This is a genomic window from Mycobacterium sp. E735 (assembly GCF_001666955.1).
In the GTDB taxonomy this organism is placed as follows: domain Bacteria; phylum Actinomycetota; class Actinomycetes; order Mycobacteriales; family Mycobacteriaceae; genus Mycobacterium.
In genome coordinates this window covers 1-17,272 of record NZ_LZIX01000320.1, presented here as the reverse complement: position 1 = coordinate 17,272, position 17,272 = coordinate 1, and the positions used below count along the sequence as shown (strand labels likewise).

General features: G+C 68.7%; 16 protein-coding genes. 11 read left to right on the top strand and 5 right to left on the bottom strand.

Annotation, left to right across the window (positions count from 1 at the left end; translation table 11 throughout):
- The 3 genes from A5704_RS25950 to A5704_RS25940 form a co-directional block, all read right to left on the bottom strand.
- A partial coding sequence (locus A5704_RS25950; RefSeq protein WP_197508544.1) for an alpha/beta hydrolase occupies positions 1-693 on the bottom strand: 693 nt, incomplete at its 3' end.
- A complete protein-coding gene (gene fadD12 / locus A5704_RS25945; protein ID WP_067753106.1) occupies positions 693-2,255 on the bottom strand; it encodes an acyl-CoA ligase FadD12 in 1,563 nt (520 codons plus the stop codon). The genes fadD12 and A5704_RS25950, both read right to left, overlap by 1 nt.
- A gap of 69 nt (positions 2,256-2,324) precedes the next feature.
- The gene (locus tag A5704_RS25940; RefSeq protein WP_156670056.1) at positions 2,325-3,065 is read right to left on the bottom strand and encodes a lysophospholipid acyltransferase family protein; all 741 of its coding nucleotides are present in this window, start codon (positions 3,063-3,065) and stop codon (positions 2,325-2,327) included.
- A gap of 380 nt (positions 3,066-3,445) precedes the next feature.
- On the opposite strand from A5704_RS25940, the gene A5704_RS25935 reads away from it, so the two are divergent.
- The 11 genes from A5704_RS25935 (at position 3,446) to A5704_RS25885 (ending at position 16,338) form a co-directional block, all read left to right on the top strand.
- The gene (locus A5704_RS25935; protein WP_231969371.1) at positions 3,446-3,772 is read left to right on the top strand and encodes a hypothetical protein; all 327 of its coding nucleotides are present in this window, start codon (positions 3,446-3,448) and stop codon (positions 3,770-3,772) included.
- Between the two features lie 141 nt (positions 3,773-3,913).
- Positions 3,914-5,677, top strand: a complete 1,764-nt coding sequence (locus tag A5704_RS25930; RefSeq protein WP_067891789.1) for a DUF3556 domain-containing protein — start codon at positions 3,914-3,916, stop codon at positions 5,675-5,677.
- A complete protein-coding gene (locus A5704_RS25925) occupies positions 5,674-7,101 on the top strand; it encodes an NAD(P)/FAD-dependent oxidoreductase (RefSeq protein WP_067753009.1) in 1,428 nt (475 codons plus the stop codon). The genes A5704_RS25930 and A5704_RS25925 overlap by 4 nt, the downstream gene beginning before the upstream one ends.
- 110 nt (positions 7,102-7,211) lie before the next feature.
- Positions 7,212-8,231: a type I glyceraldehyde-3-phosphate dehydrogenase gene (gap, locus tag A5704_RS25920; RefSeq protein WP_067753012.1), complete on the top strand. Its 1,020-nt coding sequence runs from the start codon at positions 7,212-7,214 to the stop codon at positions 8,229-8,231.
- 5 nt (positions 8,232-8,236) lie between these two features.
- A complete protein-coding gene (pgk, locus tag A5704_RS25915; protein WP_067753015.1) occupies positions 8,237-9,475 on the top strand; it encodes a phosphoglycerate kinase in 1,239 nt (412 codons plus the stop codon).
- On the top strand, positions 9,472-10,257 hold the full coding sequence (tpiA, locus tag A5704_RS25910; protein ID WP_067753018.1) for a triose-phosphate isomerase: 786 nt from the start codon (positions 9,472-9,474) through the stop codon (positions 10,255-10,257). Before pgk ends, tpiA begins: the two co-directional genes overlap by 4 nt.
- 103 nt (positions 10,258-10,360) lie before the next feature.
- Positions 10,361-10,927: a PadR family transcriptional regulator gene (locus tag A5704_RS25905; protein WP_067753020.1), complete on the top strand. Its 567-nt coding sequence runs from the start codon at positions 10,361-10,363 to the stop codon at positions 10,925-10,927.
- Positions 10,924-12,372 carry an MFS transporter gene (locus A5704_RS25900; RefSeq protein WP_067753031.1) on the top strand — a complete coding sequence of 483 codons (1,449 nt, stop codon included), beginning with the start codon at positions 10,924-10,926 and terminating at the stop codon, positions 12,370-12,372. Before A5704_RS25905 ends, A5704_RS25900 begins: the two co-directional genes overlap by 4 nt.
- A 50-nt stretch (positions 12,373-12,422) precedes the next feature.
- Positions 12,423-12,656, top strand: coding sequence for a preprotein translocase subunit SecG (secG, locus tag A5704_RS25895; RefSeq protein WP_040624202.1), 234 nt, complete (start codon positions 12,423-12,425; stop codon positions 12,654-12,656).
- A 45-nt stretch (positions 12,657-12,701) separates the two neighbouring features.
- Positions 12,702-15,509 (top strand): phosphoenolpyruvate carboxylase, encoded by a 2,808-nt coding sequence (ppc, locus tag A5704_RS25890; protein ID WP_067891788.1) that lies wholly within the window; start codon positions 12,702-12,704, stop codon positions 15,507-15,509.
- Positions 15,510-15,525: 16 nt separating this feature from the next.
- Positions 15,526-16,338, top strand: coding sequence for a DUF1206 domain-containing protein (locus A5704_RS25885; RefSeq protein WP_067891787.1), 813 nt, complete (start codon positions 15,526-15,528; stop codon positions 16,336-16,338).
- Positions 16,339-16,349: 11 nt separating this feature from the next.
- On the opposite strand, the gene A5704_RS25880 is transcribed toward A5704_RS25885, so the two are convergent.
- On the bottom strand, positions 16,350-16,748 hold the full coding sequence (locus tag A5704_RS25880) for an ATPase (protein ID WP_067275764.1): 399 nt from the start codon (positions 16,746-16,748) through the stop codon (positions 16,350-16,352).
- A gap of 28 nt (positions 16,749-16,776) precedes the next feature.
- On the bottom strand, positions 16,777-17,272 hold a 496-nt coding region (gene pgl, locus A5704_RS25875), incomplete at its 5' end, for a 6-phosphogluconolactonase (RefSeq protein ID WP_067891786.1).

Here is a 17,272-nt window from a genome sequence, read left to right as displayed (position 1 = left end):
GACGTCGACGATGTGGTCGGGCCAGGTGTGGCGGGGGGAGACGCGGTAGCCGATGGACACGCACACCCAGCCGCGCGCGGCGAGGTGGCTCATCAGCGGGTAGGCCTGCGGCCGGCGCATCCCGATCATCCAGGCGCCGCCCGGAACTTGCAGCAGCACAGGCGCCTTCGCGTCGCGCGGCAGGTCGCGGCGGCGCCAGATGTCGGCGAGGTTGGCGCGGCCGTTGGGGCCGTAGGACACCACGTTCGTCTTCTCGACGTACCGCCGGCGCGCCACGGTGTTGCCCAGCGGCAGGCTGCGCCGCCCGCTGCGCGTGGGCTTGGCGTGTGGCAGCTTGCCCAGCGCCTCCTCGTAGTCGTGACCCAGCTGCTCGCGTAGGCCCGCCTCGAGCACCCGGCCCGGGGTGGTGACGGCGCGGTAGCGGATCACCCCGAGGATGGCCCACGACGCGGCGGTCATGGCCAGCGCCGCCTTGCCGCGCCGCCCCTCGAAATGGCCGCGCCGCGCGCGCCGCAGCGCATCCACCAGCGAGATGGTGAAGTAGACGCCCGGCACCTCCGAGGTCGGCCAGCCGAACCAGAAGACCAGCACGGTGCTGTACCCCTTGCGGGCGAGCGGCCGTAATCCGTTGGCGGCGTTGGCCAATTCCAGCGCGGCGCGGGCCAGCGGCCGGGGGCGTACCAATCGGCGCATCAGCCGTTGACCCGCGACTGCAGTTCGTTGCGCAAAATCTTGCCGGTGCTGCTGCGCGGCAGTTCGTCGACGACGGCGATTTCGCGGGGGACCTTGTAGTTGGCCAGGTTGTCCCGGACGTGTTGCTTGAGGGTCTCGGGCGTCGCCTGGGCGCCGTCGCCCAGCACGACGAATGCCGCCAGGCGCTGCCCGTACTGCTCGTCGTCGACGCCGATCACCGCGGCCTCGGCCACGTCGTCGTGCGCCGCCAGGATCTTCTCCACCTCGATCGGGTAGACGTTCTCACCGCCGGAGACGATCATCTCGTCGTCGCGGCCGACCACGAACAAGCGGCCGGCCTCGTCCAGATAGCCGACGTCGCCCGACGACATGAACCCGGCGTGAAAATCCTTGGTGGCCCCCGAGGTGTAGCCCTCGAACTGGGTGTCGTTGCGGACGTAGATCGTGCCGACCTCGCCGGTGGGCAGCTCGTTGAATTCGCTGTCCAGGATGCGGATTTCGGTCCCGCCGGCGGCCCGCCCCGCGGTGTCGGGCGCCGCGCGCAGGTCCGCCGGGGTGGCGGTGGCGATCATGCCGGCCTCGGTGGCGTTGTAATTGTTGTAGATCACGTCACCGAACTCGTCCATGAACGCGGTGACGACGTCCGGACGCATCCGTGAGCCGGACGCCGCGGCGAAGCGCAATGACTTGCAGCTGTAGCGCTTTCGAACCTCGGGCGGCAGCTCCATGATGCGGTCGAACATCACCGGAACCACCGCCAGGCCGGTCGCGTGGTGCCGGTCGATCAGGTCCAGCGTCGCCTCCGGGTCGAACTTGCGCCGGGTCACCACCGTGCACGCCATCGACGCCGCGAAGATCAACTGCGAAAAACCCCAGGCGTGGAACATCGGCGCCACGACCACGATCGTCTCCTCGGCCCGCCACGGCGTGCGGTCCAGAATGGCCTTGAGGGTGCCGATGCCGGCATTGCCACCGGTTTGGTTGGCCCCCTTGGGCGTTCCGGTCGTGCCGGAGGTCAGCAAGATCATCCTGCCCTTGCGGCCGGAGCGTTCCGGCCGCTGGCCTGCGTGATCGGTGATGAGCTTCTCGACGGTCAGGTCGTGGTCGCCGTCGGTCCAGGCCACGATGCGGGTGGCGTCCGGCTTGTCGGCCAGCGCCCGGTCCACCGTCTCGGTGAACTCCTCGTCGTAGATGACGGCGTCGACGCCCTCGCGGTTGACCACCTCGGCGAGCGCGGGGCCGGCGAAGGACGTGTTCAGCAGCACCACGTCGGAGCCGAGCCGGTTGACGGCCACCACCGACTCGACGAAGCCGCGGTGGTTGCGGCACATGATCCCGACGACCTTGGGTTGGCCCGTGGGCAGCTGCTGCAGCGCCGCGGCGAGGGCATTGATGCGCTCGTCGAGCTGGCGCCAGGTCAGCGTGCCGAGTTCGTCGATCAGGCCCGGCCGGTCCGGGCAGCGTTGCGCCGCGCTGGCGAAGCCGACGGTCATCCCCAGCCCCTCGCGGCGCATGGCCGAGGCGATCTTCAGGTAGCGGTCGGGCCGCATCGGCGCGATCATGCCGGCGCGGCGCAGCGTGGAGATGACGCCGAGGGCGTCGCTGATAGGACTCAACGGAGAAGCCACAGGTCAGCCCAGGATCGGGAAGCGTCGCTTGGCGGCCAGGTCCTTGAGGGCCTGCTGCATGACCGACCGCACGTGCTCGTCGACCTCGTCGACGTCCGGGTCCTCACCGAATTGCGCGGCGATGTCGATCGGCTCGAGCACCTGCGTGACGATTTTGGTGGGCAGGGGCAGGTTCGGCGGGATCACCGCGCTGAAGCCGAACGGGAAGCCGAACGACAGCGGCAGGATGGCGCTGCGCAGGAGGCGCTTGATGCCGAGCCGCTCGGCCAGCCAGGTGCCGCGCGACAGGTAGAGCTGGGTCTCCTGTCCTCCGATGGACACCGCGGGGACGATGGGGACGCCGGCGTCGATCGCCGTCCTGACGTATCCCTTGCGGCCGTTGAAGTCGATGACGTTCTCCGCGAGCGTGGGCCGGTATGCGTCGTAGTCTCCGCCCGGGAAGACGATCACGACCCCGCCTGACCGCAGGGCTTGGGCCGCGTTCTCCCGGTTGGCCCGGATGTATCCGGTGCGCCGGAAGAACTCCCCGGTGGGGCCGGTCATCAGGATGTCGTGGCTCAGCGTGTAGACCGGCCGGTCGTACCCGAACTTCTCGTAGAAGTGGACGGTGAAGATCGGGACGTCCATCGGGAACATGCCGCCGGAATGGTTCCCGACGACCAGCGCACCGCCGGGCGGGAAGGCGCCGAGCCCGTGCACCTCCGACCGGAAGTAGGTCTTCATGGCCGGGCGCATCACGCCCATCAGGCGCTGGGTCAACACGGGGTCGAATTTGCCGATGTCGCCGACATCGGGGTGATCGTCGTCGGTCACGTTCCTCCCTTGACGCTCCCGCGAGGCTGCCTCGGATCTGAACGAGCCGCGTCGAGTTCCTCGATGGTAGCGACCGGTGCGGGCCGGCCGTCATGGTGTTTATCTCTTTCCCTTTCCGGGGATATGGTGCCGGCGGGGTGCGGGCGTTATTGTTACGACGCCCTCAGTGAAATTTCGAGAAACGGAACCCGATGGACGTTGCCGGTTTGTCCGCAGAGCGCAGCGCCCGGGGCAGCCGCAGGGTCGGCTCCCGTGAGCATCGGGTACGTCGTGCGCACGCCGGGCTGGCCCGTCCCGAATCGAGGGGATCCGTGCCGTCGGCGCCGAGCGCCGACCGGGCTGCCGCAGACGCCCCCGACGCGGCCGACCAGCGCCAGGCCGACTACTTCGTGCGGTTGCTCTCCCAGAATCGCAGGCTCATCGAACAGCGGCTCGACGACTACCAGAAGGCGATCGCGACCGCGCAAGCCGGCGGCGACGTGGATGCCGTCTGCAACCTCCGGCGCATGGCGCGCATCGAGGAACAGGATCGGGACAATCTCGACGGCATGCTCGAGCGATTGCGAAGCCGCTTCGCCCGCCGGGCCCCAGCCGACCCGCCCGTTCAATCCCCTCGCCCGCGATCCGCTGTCCGCTAGCAATTCGCTTACCGCGCAGCGTTTTACGTCCCTCAAGCGAGCGTGGGCGGGCTGAGGCCGGCCGAATCGGCCACGCCCGCACCGCGGTGCCGATACATTTGACGGGCCAACTGGTTTCCTCCGACACCGAACGAGGCCGCCATGGGATTCATGACCCCTGACCTTCCCGACGTCGATCGCAAGACCTGGCCCACACTGCCCCGGGCCACCCGGCTGCAGGTGGTGACGCGGCACTGGGCGGAACACGGCTTCGGGACACCGTATGCCGTGTATCTGCTTTACCTGCTCAAGATCGCCCTGTACATCGCCGTCCCCGCCGCGGTCATCTCGCTGACCCCGGGCCTCGGCGGGCTCGGCCGCATCGCCGACTGGTGGACGCAGCCGATCGTCTACCAGAAGGTCATCGTCTTCACGCTGCTGTTCGAGGTGATGGGCCTGGGTTGTGGGTCCGGTCCGCTGACCGGACGGTTCATGCCGCCCATCGGCGGAATCTTGTACTGGTTGCGGCCCAACACGATTCGGCTGCCGGCGTGGCCCGGAAAGGTGCCGTTCACCGCCGGTGACAGCCGCACCGTCGTCGACGTTGCGCTGTACGCAATCGTTTTGGCCGGCGGAGTGTGGGCGCTGCTGTCGCCCGGCCACGGCGGGCCGGTCACCGCGGCCGGGGACGTCGGCCTGATCGACCCCGTCCGCGTCATCCCGACGATCGTCGCGCTGGCGGTACTGGGCCTGCGCGACAAGACCATCTTCCTGGCCGCGCGTGGCGAGCACTACTGGCTCAAGCTGTTCGTGTTCTTCTTTCCGTTCACCGATCAGATCGCGGCATACAAGCTCATCATGCTGCTGTTGTGGTGGGGCGCCGCAACATCCAAGCTCAACCACCACTTCCCGTACGTGGTGTCGGTGATGACGAGCAACAACGCGCTGCTGCGGCCCAAATTGTTCAACCCGGTCAAGCACATGCTGTACCGCGACCACATCAACGATCTGCGTCCCACCTGGTTGCCGAAGATGATGGCCCACGTCGGCGGCACCACAGCCGAATTCGTGGTTCCGACGGTGCTGGTCTTCTTCGCCGGCGATCACCCGTGGCGGTGGTTCCTGATCGGATTCATGGTGATCTTTCACCTCAACATCATTTCCAACCTCCCGATGGGAGTTCCGTTGGAGTGGAACGTCTTCTTCATCTTCTCGCTCTTCTATCTGTTCGGGCACTACGCCTCGATCCGGGCCACCGATTTGCGTTCGCCGCTGCTGTGGGCCCTCGTCATCGCCGCGCTGGCATTCGTGATCGCGGGAAACATGTTCCCCAAAAAGATTTCGTTCCTGCCCGCGATGAGGTACTACGCCGGCAACTGGGCGTCCAGCGTGTGGTGCTTCCGCACCGGCGCGGAGGAAAAGATCGACGCCGAGATCGTCAAGAGCTCCGCCCTCGTCGTCAACCAGCTGGCCCGGCTTTACGACCCGGAGACCGCGGAGATCATGGCGGACAAGACCGCCGCCTTCCGGGCCATGCACCTGCACGGCCGCGCGCTCAACGCCCTGGTGCCTCGCGCGATCGACGACGAAGCCGATTACAAGATCCGCGAGGGCGAAATCGTCGCCGGGCCGCTCGTCGGCTGGAACTTCGGAGAGGGCCACCTGCACAACGAGCAGCTGCTCGAAGCCGTGCAGCGCCGTTGCCACTTCTCCGAGGGCGACGTCCGGGTGATCGTCCTCGAGGGTCAGCCCATCCACATCCAGAAGCAGTGGTACCGCATCTTCGACGCCAAGGCTGGACTGATCGAGGAAGGCTATGTCAACGTCGAGGACATGCTCACCCGCCAGCCGTGGCCCGAGCCCGGTGACGAGTTGCCCGTGCATGTGATCGGCCGCGGTGACCCGTCGCGGCGCAGCGCTCGATGACCAGAGCGGTGGTGGTCGGAGCCGGCCCCAACGGCCTGGCCGCGGCGATCCACCTCGCTCGGCACGGCATCGACGTCCAGGTGCTCGAGGCGCGCGACACCGTCGGCGGGGGAGCCCGCTCGGGCGAACTGACGAGACCCGGCGTGATCCACGACCACTGCTCGGCGTTTCACCCGCTGGGCGTCGGTTCGCCGCTGTGGAAGGAGATCGACCTGCAGCGCTACGGGCTGCGGTGGAAGTGGCCGGAGATCGACTGCGCGCACCCACTCGACGACGGCAGCGCCGGCGTGCTGCACCACTCGATCGACGAGACGGTGGCCCGCATGGGACCCGACGGCACCCGCTGGAGGCGGGCGATCGGCGACCTGGCGGCGGGATTCGACGAGCTGGCCGAGGATCTCATGGGCCCGGTGCTGGGGATCCCGCGTCACCCGCTTCGCCTGGCCGGCTTCGGGCCGCGGGCGCTGCTACCGGCCACCACCATGGCCCGCTGGTTTCGCACCGAGCAGGTGCGCGCGCTGTTCGGCGGCGCCGCCGCCCATGTCTACACCCGGCTGGACCGCCCGCTGACCGCGTCGCTCGGGCTGATGATCCTGGCCAGCGGCCACCGCTACGGCTGGCCCGTCGCCGAAGGCGGGTCCGGGTCGATCAGCCGAGCGCTCTCGGCCGCGCTGGAGGAGCACGGCGGCGCGGTGGCCACCGGCGTGACCGTCGCGAGCCGCAAGGACATCCCGGACGCCGACATCGTGATGCTCGACCTCAGCCCGGCGGCGGCCCTCGCGCTCTACGGCGATGCCATGCCGGGCCGGATCCGGCGGTCGTACCGGCGCTACCGCGAGGGCTCGTCGGCGTTCAAGGTCGACTTCGCCATCGAGGGCGACATCCCGTGGACGAACCCGGACTGCGCCCGCGCCGGCACGGTGCACCTCGGCGGCACGTTCGCCGAGACGGCGGACACCGAACGCCAACGCGCACAGGGCAAGATGGTGGACCGCCCCTTCGTGCTGCTCGGGCAGCAATACCGGGCCGACCCGTCGCGCTCGGCCGGCAACGTCAACCCCATCTGGGCGTACGCGCACGTGCCGTTCGGCTATGACGGCGACGCCACCGCCGGCGTGGTCGCCCAGATCGAGCGGTTCGCCCCCGGCTTTCGCGACCGCGTCCTGGCGACGGTCAGTAAGGGGCCCGCCGAACTGCAGGCCTACAACGCCAACTTCATCGGCGGCGACATCATCGGCGGCGCCAACGACGGGCTGCAGGTCATCTTCCGCCCGCGCATCGCCGTCGACCCCTACGCGATCGGGGTGCCCGGCGTCTACCTGTGTTCGCAGTCCGCTCCGCCGGGCGCCGGCGTCCACGGCCTCTGCGGCTATCACGCCGCCGAGTCGGCCCTGAGGTGGCTGCGCAAGACGCGCCGCGACTGACGTCACAGAGTCCGCGGGAACCGGGGGGCGACCGCGCGTGTTGCTCATCTAGGCTGACCACGAGCGCGTATTCAGCGGCTCTAGAGACATCAGAAGACAGGGAGAGATCAGTGACGGTCCGAGTAGGTATCAACGGCTTCGGTCGAATCGGACGCAACTTCTACCGGGCCCTGCTGGCTCAACAGGAGCAGGGCGGCGCCGACATCGAGGTGGTGGCGGTCAACGACCTCACCGACAACGCCAGCCTGGCGCATCTGCTCAAGTTCGACTCCATCCTGGGCCGGCTGCCCTACGACGTCAGCCTCGAAGGTGAGGACACGATCGTCGTTGGCAGCGCCAAGATCAAGGCGTTGGAGGTCAAGGAAGGCCCGGCGGCGCTGCCCTGGGGCGACCTGGGCGTCGACGTAGTGGTGGAGTCCACCGGCATCTTCACCAACGCGGCCAAGGCCAAGGGCCACCTGGACGCCGGCGCCAAGAAGGTGATCATCTCGGCGCCCGCCACCGACGAGGACATCACGATCGTCCTGGGCGTCAACGACGACAAGTACGACGGCAGCCAGAACATCATCTCCAACGCCTCGTGCACCACCAACTGTCTGGCGCCGGTCACCAAGGTGCTGCAGGACGAGTTCGGCATCGTCAAGGGCCTGATGACCACCATCCACGCCTACACGCAGGACCAGAACCTGCAGGACGGTCCGCACAAAGACCTGCGCCGGGCGCGCGCCGCGGCGCTGAACATCGTGCCGACCTCGACCGGTGCGGCCAAGGCCATCGGCCTGGTGATGCCCGAGCTGAAGGGCAAGTTGGACGGCTACGCGCTGCGGGTGCCGATCCCCACCGGCTCGGTGACCGACCTGACCGTCGAGCTGGCCAAGCCGGCTGGAGCCGACGAGATCAACGCGGTCTTCAAGGCCGCCGCCGAGGGCCGGCTGAAGGGCATCCTGAAGTACTACGACGCCCCGATTGTCTCCAGTGACATCGTCACCGACCCGCACAGCTCGATCTTCGACTCCGGGCTGACCAAGGTGATCGACAACCAGGCCAAGGTGGTGTCCTGGTACGACAACGAGTGGGGCTACTCCAACCGCCTCATCGACCTCGTCGCGCTGGTCGGCAAGTCGCTGTAGTCGTCGTGGCCGTTCCTACACTCGAAGACCTCCTGGCCGAAGGGGTTTCGGGTCGAGGCGTGCTGGTGCGCTCCGACCTGAACGTCCCGCTCGACGAAGAGGGCGCGATCACCGACCCCGGCCGGATCACCGCATCGGTGCCGACGTTGCAGGCGCTCGTCGACGCCGGGGCCAAGGTGGTGATCGCCGCGCACCTCGGTCGGCCGAAGAACGGGCCGGACCCGAAGTTGTCGCTGGCGCCGGTCGCCGCGGCGCTCGGCGAGCAGCTCGGCCGGCACGTGCAGCTCGCCGGCGATGTCGTCGGCGGTGACGCGCTGGCCCGGGCCGAGGGGCTCACGGACGGTGACGTCCTGCTGCTGGAGAACATCCGCTTCGATCCGCGCGAAACCAGCAAGGACGACGGGGAGCGACTCGCGCTCGCCCGCGAACTCGCCGAATTGGTCTCGCCCGGAGGCGCTTTCGTCTCCGACGGTTTCGGCGTGGTGCACCGCAAGCAGGCCTCGGTGTACGACGTGGCCACGCTGCTGCCGCATTACGCGGGCAAGCTGGTGGCCGAGGAGATCGCGGTCCTGGAGCAGCTGACCAGCTCCACCGAGCGGCCCTACGCCGTCGTGCTCGGCGGGTCGAAGGTGTCCGACAAGCTCGGCGTCATCGAATCGCTGGCGACCAAGGCCGACAGCATCGTGATCGGCGGCGGTATGTGCTTCACATTCCTTGCCGCACAAGGCTTTTCGGTGGGTAAGTCGCTGCTCGAAGAAGAGATGGTGGACACCTGCCGCCGGCTGCTGGACACCTACGTCGACGTGCTGCGGCTGCCGAGGGACGTCGTGGTGGCCGAGCAATTCGCCGCCGACTCGCCGCCGCAGACGGTGGCCGCCGACGCCATCGGAGACGACGTGATCGGGCTGGACATCGGGCCCGAATCGGTGAAGCGGTTCGCGGCCCTGCTGTCCAACGCCCGCACCGTCTTCTGGAACGGCCCCATGGGCGTGTTCGAGTTCCCGGCGTTCGCCACGGGCACCAGGGGCGTCGCCGAGGCCATCGCCGCGGCCACCGGCAAGGGTGCGTTCAGTGTGGTGGGCGGCGGTGACTCCGCCGCCGCGGTGCGTGCCCTGGGCATCCCCGAGGCCGACTTCTCGCACATCTCCACCGGCGGAGGCGCGTCGCTGGAATACCTTGAGGGCAAGACGCTGCCGGGCATCGAGGTGCTCGGGGAGCCGCAACCAAGTGGAGGAGACGCGTGAGCCGCAAGCCGCTGATCGCCGGCAACTGGAAGATGAATCTCAATCACTTCGAGGCGATCGCGCTGGTGCAGAAGATCGCGTTCGCGCTGCCCGACAAGTACTACGACAAGGTCGACGTCACCGTCTTGCCGCCGTTCACCGACCTGCGCAGCGTGCAGACCCTGGTCGACGGCGACAAGTTGCGGCTGACCTATGGCGGCCAGGACCTGTCCCCGCACGACTCGGGCGCCTACACCGGTGACATCAGCGGGGCCTTCCTGGCCAAGCTCGGTTGCAGCTTCGTCGTGGTCGGCCACTCCGAGCGGCGCACCTATCACAACGAGGACGACGCGCTGGTGGCCGCGAAGGCCGCCGCGGCGCTCAAGCACGAGCTGACCCCGATCGTGTGCATCGGCGAGCACCTCGAGACTCGGGAAGCGGGCGAGCACGTCAGTTACTGCGAAAACCAGCTGCGCGGCTCGCTGGCCGGGCTATCGGCCGAGCAGATCGCCAATGTGGTGATCGCCTACGAGCCGGTCTGGGCGATCGGCACCGGCCGGGTGGCCAGCTCCGCCGACGCCCAGGAGGTGTGTGCGGCGATCCGCAAAGGGTTGGCGTCCCTCGCCTCGCCAAAGATCGCCGAAAGCGTCCGGGTGCTCTACGGCGGTTCGATGAACGCCAAGAACGTCGGCGATCTCGTCGCTCAGGAGGACGTCGACGGCGGCCTGGTCGGGGGCGCCTCGCTGGACGGCGAGCAGTTCGCCACGCTGGCGGCCATCGCCGCCGGCGGGCCGCTGCCGTAGCCCCGGCCGGCGCGAACCGGCACGGGGGACCCGAACCGGGGCTGAGTTACTCGAGGAGCATTGCCCTCTCGACGTGGGCGAGTACTCGTGCGAGAGTAGTTGCGTGTCGTCGATACGGATCTTCATCCTGGCGGGGCTCGAGGAGCGTGGCCCGATGCATGGACACCAGCTCCGGCTGCTCGCCGAGGAAGAGCACGTGGCCCTGTGGACGGACATCACCGTCGGCGCCCTGTACGGGGCGATCAAACGACTGGCCGCCGAGGACCTCATCGAGGAGGTGCGCGTCGAGCGGTCCGGTGCGTATCCGCAACGGCAGATCTGGGCCATCACCGATGCCGGTCGCGAGGCGCTGGGCGGTCTGCGGCTGCGCGCGCTCCGCGAGATCGTCATCAAACCCGACCCATTCGACCTGGCGATCACCCGGTTGCAGCCCGACCATCTCGGTGACCTGCCGGTGACCATCGCGGCCCGGATCACATCGCTGAGTGCCATGCTCGCCGAGTGGGAAGCCCATGCCGCCGCCATCGACCGCTACCTCACCCTCGCCGAGAAGCTGGTCATGAAGCACAGGGCCGACCGGCTGCGCGCCGAAATCGGTTGGCATGAGGAGCTTTCCGCGGCGCTCCCCGCCATCGTCGCCGGCCGGCGCGCGGGAGGTGACGAAGCGTGACGGCGTCGATACCGAAAACCATTGGCACCGAACGCCGTAACTGGTTTGCCCTGGCGGTGCTGCTGGTCGGGGCTTTCATGGCATTGCTGGACAGCACGATCGTCAACGTTGCCCTGCCTGCCATCCGCACCAGCCTTTCGGCCTCGAACGCCACACTGTCGTGGATCGTCTCGGGCTATGCCCTGGCATTCGGTTTGGCCCTCATACCCGCCGGCCGCGTGGGGGACCGGTTCGGGCACAAATGGGTCTTCATCGCGGGCCTGTCCTTGTTCACCATGGCGAGCCTGGCGTGCGGGCTCGCGCAGGGCGAGAGCGGGCTCGTCTGCGCCCGCGCGGTGCAGGGGCTCGGCGGTGGCATCTTCTTCACCCCGATCACCGCGTTGATCCAGCTGATGTTCGCCCGGCGCAAGCGGGCGCGGGCCCTGGCGATCATGGGATCGACCATCGGCTTCTCCGTTGCGCTCGGGCCGCTGATCGGCGGGCTGATCATTCAGGCGTTCGGCGCGGACCCCGGGTGGCGGTTGGTGTTCGACGTCAACGTGCCGTTGGGCGTGCTCGCCGTCGTCGCCGCGGCCATCCTGCTTCCGGCGGGAACCGAACGTGCGGCGGCGTCGGCCGACTGGGCCGGCCTGATCCTGCTGTCCGCGGCGCTGGTCGCGTTGCTGGTCCCGTTGATCCAGGGTCAGCAAGACGGCTGGCCACTGTGGACGTACGCCTCGATGGCCGGCGCCGTCGCGCTGCTGGTGGTCTTCGCCCAGTGGGAGCGCCACGTCGAGACGAACGGGGGCAACCCGCTGGTGCCGCCGCGGCTGTTCTCGCATGCGTCCTTCACCGGCGGCGTGCTGCTCGCCCTGGTGTACTTCGCGGCGTTCACGAGCATCTTCTTCACCATCGCGCTGTTGTGGCAGGCGGGGCTGGGACACACCGCGCTGCAATCCGGCCTGGTGGTGACACCGTTTGCGATCGGGCTGGTCGGCGGCGCCTCCCAGAGCGACACCCTGGCGGCGCGCTTCGGCCGGACCGTGCTGGTGGTCGGGCTGGGGATGGTGGCCGTCGGTATCACCGCGATCTGGCTGGTGCTCGCCCTGACGCCGGGCACCGCGTACGGCGGCTGGCAACTCGCCGCCCCGCTCTTGATCGCCGGCCTGGGCAGTGGATTGTTCATCGCCCCGAACGTCGACTTCATCGTCGCCACCGTCGATGCGGCAGACGCCGGGGCGGCCAGTGGCGTGATCGGCACCGCGCAGCGGGTCGGCAGCGCGATCGGGATCGCGATCATCGGCACCGTCCTGTTCGGCACGCTGCACGTCGGCCGGGGCGGACCCGAGGCCCTGGCGGCGGCGTTCGGGCACAGCGCGACGCTGGCCATGGCCGCCAGCGCGGCCCTCAGCGTCACGGCCTTCGCGCTGGTGTTCGCGCTGCCGCGGCGCGCCTGGGACGGGTAGCCGGGCGTCGGTTACGGCCGACGGCGCGCCAACCGGTAGGCTTTTGCGTCATGGAGTTGGCCCTGCAGATCACCCTGGTGGTCACCAGCGTGCTGGTGGTGTTGCTGGTGCTGCTGCACCGCGCCAAGGGTGGCGGCCTGTCGACACTGTTCGGCGGCGGCGTGCAGTCCAGCCTTTCCGGCTCGACGGTGGTGGAGAAGAACCTGGACCGGTTGACGCTGTTCATCACCGGCATCTGGCTGGTGTCCATCATCGGGGTCGCCCTGCTGATCAAATACCGGTGACCCGTCGGCGGGCGGACCACGTGATCCGCACCGATACTGGGACACATGGTTGACGTTTCCGACATCGCGCTCGAACCGATCGGCGCCGTGCAAAGGACGCTGGTCGGTCGCGAGGCGACCGAGCCGATGCGCGCCGACATCAGGCTGCTGGGCGCCATCCTCGGCGACACCGTGCGCGAGCAGAACGGGGACGAGGTTTTCGACCTCGTGGAACGCGCCCGGGTCGAGTCGTTTCGGGTGCGCCGCTCCGAGATCGACCGGGCCGAGCTGGCCCGGATGTTCGACGGCATCGACATTCACCAGGCGATCCCGGTCATCCGCGCGTTCAGTCACTTCGCGCTGCTGGCCAACGTGGCCGAGGACATCCACCGGGAGCGACGCCGCGCGATCCACGTCGCCGCCGGCGAGCCGCCGCAGGACAGCAGCCTAGCCGCCACCTACGCGAAACTCGATGGCGCCGAACTCGATTCGGCCACGGTCGCCGACGCGCTGCGCGGCGCCCTGATATCCCCGGTGATCACCGCCCACCCCACCGAAACCCGGCGGCGCACCGTCTTCGTCACCCAGCACCGGATCACCCAGTTGATGCGGTTGCACGCGGAGGGGCACACCGAAACCGACGACGGCAGCAATATCGAGCGCGAGTTGCGCCGTCAGGTGCTGACCCTGTGGCAGACCGCACTGATCCGGCTGTCCCGGCTGCAGATCACCGACGAAATCGAGGTCGGGTTGCGGTATTACGCCGCCGCGTTCTTCCAGGTCATCCCCCAGGTCAACGCGGAGGTCCGGGACGCTTTGCGGAAGCGCTGGCCCGACACCGATCTGCTCGCGGCTCCGATCCTGCGGCCCGGCTCCTGGATCGGCGGCGACCGCGACGGCAACCCGAACGTGACGGGCGACGTGGTCCGCCAGGCCACGGGCAGCGCCGCGTTCACCGCGCTGTCGCATTACCTCGAAGAGCTCATCGCCCTCGAGCAGGACCTGTCGATGTCGGCGCGACTCGTCCCCGTCACGCCCGGGCTGGCCGAACTGGCCGAGAGCTGCGCCGAGCAGGCCCGCGCCGACGAGCCGTACCGGCGGGCGGTGCGGGTGATCCGGGCCCGGCTCACCGCGACGGGCGCCCAGATCTTGGACCGTCAACCTCAGCACGAACTGGATCTCGGCCTGGCGCCGTATTCCGCGCCGGCCGAACTTCAAGCGGACCTCGACACCATCGATGAGTCGCTGCGCACGCACGGCAGCGCGTTGCTCGCCGAGGACCGCCTGGCGCTGCTGCGAGAAGGCGTGAGCGTCTTCGGGTTTCACTTGAGCGGCCTCGATCTGCGGCAGAACTCCGACGTCCACGAAGAGGTGGTGGCCGAGCTGCTGGCGTGGGCCGGGGTGCACCCGGACTACGTTTCGCTGCCCGAGGACGAGCGCGTCGCGCTGTTGGCGGACGAACTGGGCACGCGCCGTCCACTGGTCGGTGACCGCACGCAACTGTCCGACCTGGCCCGCAAGGAGCTCGAGGTCATCGGCGCCGCGACGCACGCCGTCGGGCGCTACGGGCCGGCCGCCGTCCCGAACTACGTGATCTCGATGTGCCGCTCGGTGTCCGACGTCTTGGAAGTGGCGATCCTGCTGAAAGAGGCTGGGCTGCTGGACGCTTCCGGGCCGGAACCGTACTGTCCGGTGTCCATCTCGCCGCTCTTCGAGACGATCGAGGATCTGCACAACGGCGCGGACATCCTGCACGCGATGCTGGACCTGCCGCTGTACCGCGCGGTCGTCGAGGCCCAGGGCGGTTGTCAAGAGGTGATGCTCGGCTATTCCGACTCGAACAAGGACGGCGGTTACCTGGCCTCCAGCTGGGCGGTCTACCGCGCCGAGCTGGCCTTGGTCGAGGTGGCCCGCAAGGCGGGAATCCGATTGCGGCTCTTCCACGGTCGCGGCGGCACCGTCGGCCGCGGCGGCGGCCCGAGCTATCAGGCCATCCTGGCGCAGCCCCCCGGCGCGGTGAACGGCTCGCTGCGGCTCACCGAGCAGGGGGAGGTGATCGCCGCCAAGTACGCCGAACCGCAGGCGGCGCGGCGCAACCTGGAGAGCCTGGTGGCCGCCACGCTGGAGTCGACGCTGCTCGACGTCGAGGGTCTGGGTGATGCCGCGGAGCCGGCCTACGCGGTGCTCGACGAAGTGGCCACCCTCGCGCAACGCGCCTACGCCGAATTGGTGCACGACACAACGGGTTTCGTCGAGTACTTCATGGCCTCCACGCCGGTCAGCGAGATCGGTTCGCTGAACATCGGCAGCCGGCCGACGTCACGCAAACCCACCTCGTCGATCTCGGATCTGCGCGCCATCCCCTGGGTGCTCGCGTGGGCCCAGTCGCGGGTCATGCTCCCCGGTTGGTACGGCACCGGGTCGGCGTTCGAGCAGTGGATCGCGGCGGGCCCGGAAAGCGAAGACGAACGGGTGGCGATCCTGCACGAGCTCTACGAGCGCTGGCCCTTCTTCCGCGGCGTGCTCTCCAACATGGCCCAGGTGCTGGCCAAGAGCGACCTCGGCCTGGCTGCGCGGTACGCGGAGCTGGTCGACGACGAGGAACTGCGGCACCGGGTGTTCGACAAGATCGTGGACGAGCACCGGCGAACCATCGCGATGCACAAGCTGATCACCGGTCAGGACGACCTGCTCGCCGACAATCCCGCGCTGGCGCGTTCGGTGTTCAACCGGTTCCCCTATCTGGAGCCGCTGAACCACCTGCAGGTCGAGTTGCTGCGCCGCTACCGCTCCGGCGACGACGACGAACTGGTGCAGCGCGGCATCCTGCTGACGATGAACGGATTGGCCAGCGCGTTACGGAACAGCGGGTGACGGGCATTCGTAAGCCATGTCGGACATCGCGTCGCCCGTCAGCGCGGCTGAAGTGGCCCAGAACGGCGTCTTCGAACGTCTCGCCCGGGTCGGGTACGTGGTCAACGGGATACTGCACCTGATCGTCGGCTACCTCGCGATCCGGGTCGCGTGCGGAGAAGGCGGCACCGCCGACCAAACCGGTGCCCTGGCGACGCTGGCGGCCAAGCCGGGCGGCCCGTTCGCGCTCTGGATCGCCACCGCCGCCCTGCTGGCGATGGGCCTGTGGCGGCTCGTCGAAACCGCCCTCGGACGATCGTGCGACCGTGAGTCGGAGGGGCCGTCGACGGATGCGTCGACACGACTCAAGGCGTTGGGTCTGGCGGCGGTCTACCTGGCCTTCGCCTATTCCGCGTTCGGGTTCGCCCGCGGCGCGGGCAGGCAGGCGGACCAACAGAATTCGGGCATCAGCGCGCGGCTGATGGCGACGACCGGCGGCACCGTCGCGCTGATCGGCTGCGGCGCGATCATCGTCGCGGTCGGCGGCTACCACATCTACAAGGGCGCCAGCCGCAACTTCGTCGACGACCTGCGGGGCGAGTCCGGCGACTTGGTGCGCCGCCTCGGCGTGGCGGGGTATATCGGCAAGGGAATCGTGATCACCCTGACAGGCGCGCTGGTGATCGTCGCCGCGTGCCGCTCGGAGCCGAAGAAGGCCACCGGACTCGACGGCGCGCTGAAGACGCTCGGGGCTCAGCACTTCGGGGCGGCACTGTTGATCGCCGCCGGGGTGGGGCTCATCATCTACGGGCTGTACAGCTTCGTGATGGCCCGGTCGACCAAGATGTGACGCGTCCGCCGCTATTCCACCGCGCGGTTGCGCAGCCGGTCCACCACGCCGCGCACCGCGTGCTCGGTCATGGACAGCGGCGTCATCATCACCTCGCCGACTTTGACCATGTCGTCGATCCGCCCGACGATCGCCTCGACAGGCTCGACCAGGACGATCAGGCGCCGCGCCAGATCGTCCAGCCGCGACAGGGTGCCGTCCAGGTGGTCCAGGCCGCTCTCCATGCGCTCGACCGTGGCGTTCAGGGCGGACAGGGACGTGTTCAGCTCTTTCATCGTCGTGCTCAGGCCGTCGAGTACGTCTTCGACCTGCTCCACCGTCTTGTCGGCGTTCAACGCAGCCTGGGTGAGGGTCTTGATCCGGCTTCGCTCTTGCCCACCGCGCACGGTTCTGTCTGCCATGCCCGTCATTATGACCCGCATCCCACCGGGTGCGGGACTAGCTTGACTGACCCGGGCGTGCGGGGAGTTTGGAGGCGGCCTCCTCGTCGAGCAGCCACAGCGTGGTTTCCCGGCCGATCGCGCCCGCGGCCGGCACCGAGACCGGCGCGGCACCACCGATGGCCGCCGCCACGGCATCCGCCTTCGAAGCCCCGGACACCATCAGCCAGACCTCACGCGAACGTTGAACCGCGGGCAATGTCAGGGTGATTCGCTGGGGAGGCGGCTTGGGGGAGTCCTCGACCGGTACCACCATGCGGCTGGTTTCCAGCACGGCGGGGGTGTCCGGGAACAGCGAGTTGATGTGACCCTCGGGGCCCATGCCCAGCAGGTGCACGTCGAAGTTCGGCACCGGTTGGCCGGGTTCGGCGTTGGCCGCCAACAGCTGTTCGTAGGCCAGCGCCGCGGCGGCGAGATCGGTGCCGAATTCGCCGTCGCTGGCCGGCATCGCGTGCACGTGGCTGGACGGGATGTCGATCCGGTCCAGCAGCGCC

What these genes read in the sequence shown, in the direction of transcription:
- fadD12 (WP_067753106.1), bottom strand. Translation starts at nt 2,255, where the DNA reads ATGATCGCGCCGATGCGGCCCGACCGCTACCTGAAGATCGCCTCGGCC.
- A5704_RS25940 (WP_156670056.1), bottom strand. Translation starts at nt 3,065, where the DNA reads ATGGGCGTGATGCGCCCGGCCATGAAGACCTACTTCCGGTCGGAGGTG.
- A5704_RS25930 (WP_067891789.1), top strand. Translation starts at nt 3,914, where the DNA reads ATGGGATTCATGACCCCTGACCTTCCCGACGTCGATCGCAAGACCTGG.
- A5704_RS25925 (WP_067753009.1), top strand. Translation starts at nt 5,674, where the DNA reads ATGACCAGAGCGGTGGTGGTCGGAGCCGGCCCCAACGGCCTGGCCGCG.
- secG (WP_040624202.1), top strand. Translation starts at nt 12,423, where the DNA reads ATGGAGTTGGCCCTGCAGATCACCCTGGTGGTCACCAGCGTGCTGGTG.
- ppc (WP_067891788.1), top strand. Translation starts at nt 12,702, where the DNA reads ATGGTTGACGTTTCCGACATCGCGCTCGAACCGATCGGCGCCGTGCAA.
- A5704_RS25885 (WP_067891787.1), top strand. Translation starts at nt 15,526, where the DNA reads ATGTCGGACATCGCGTCGCCCGTCAGCGCGGCTGAAGTGGCCCAGAAC.
- A5704_RS25880 (WP_067275764.1), bottom strand. Translation starts at nt 16,748, where the DNA reads ATGACGGGCATGGCAGACAGAACCGTGCGCGGTGGGCAAGAGCGAAGC.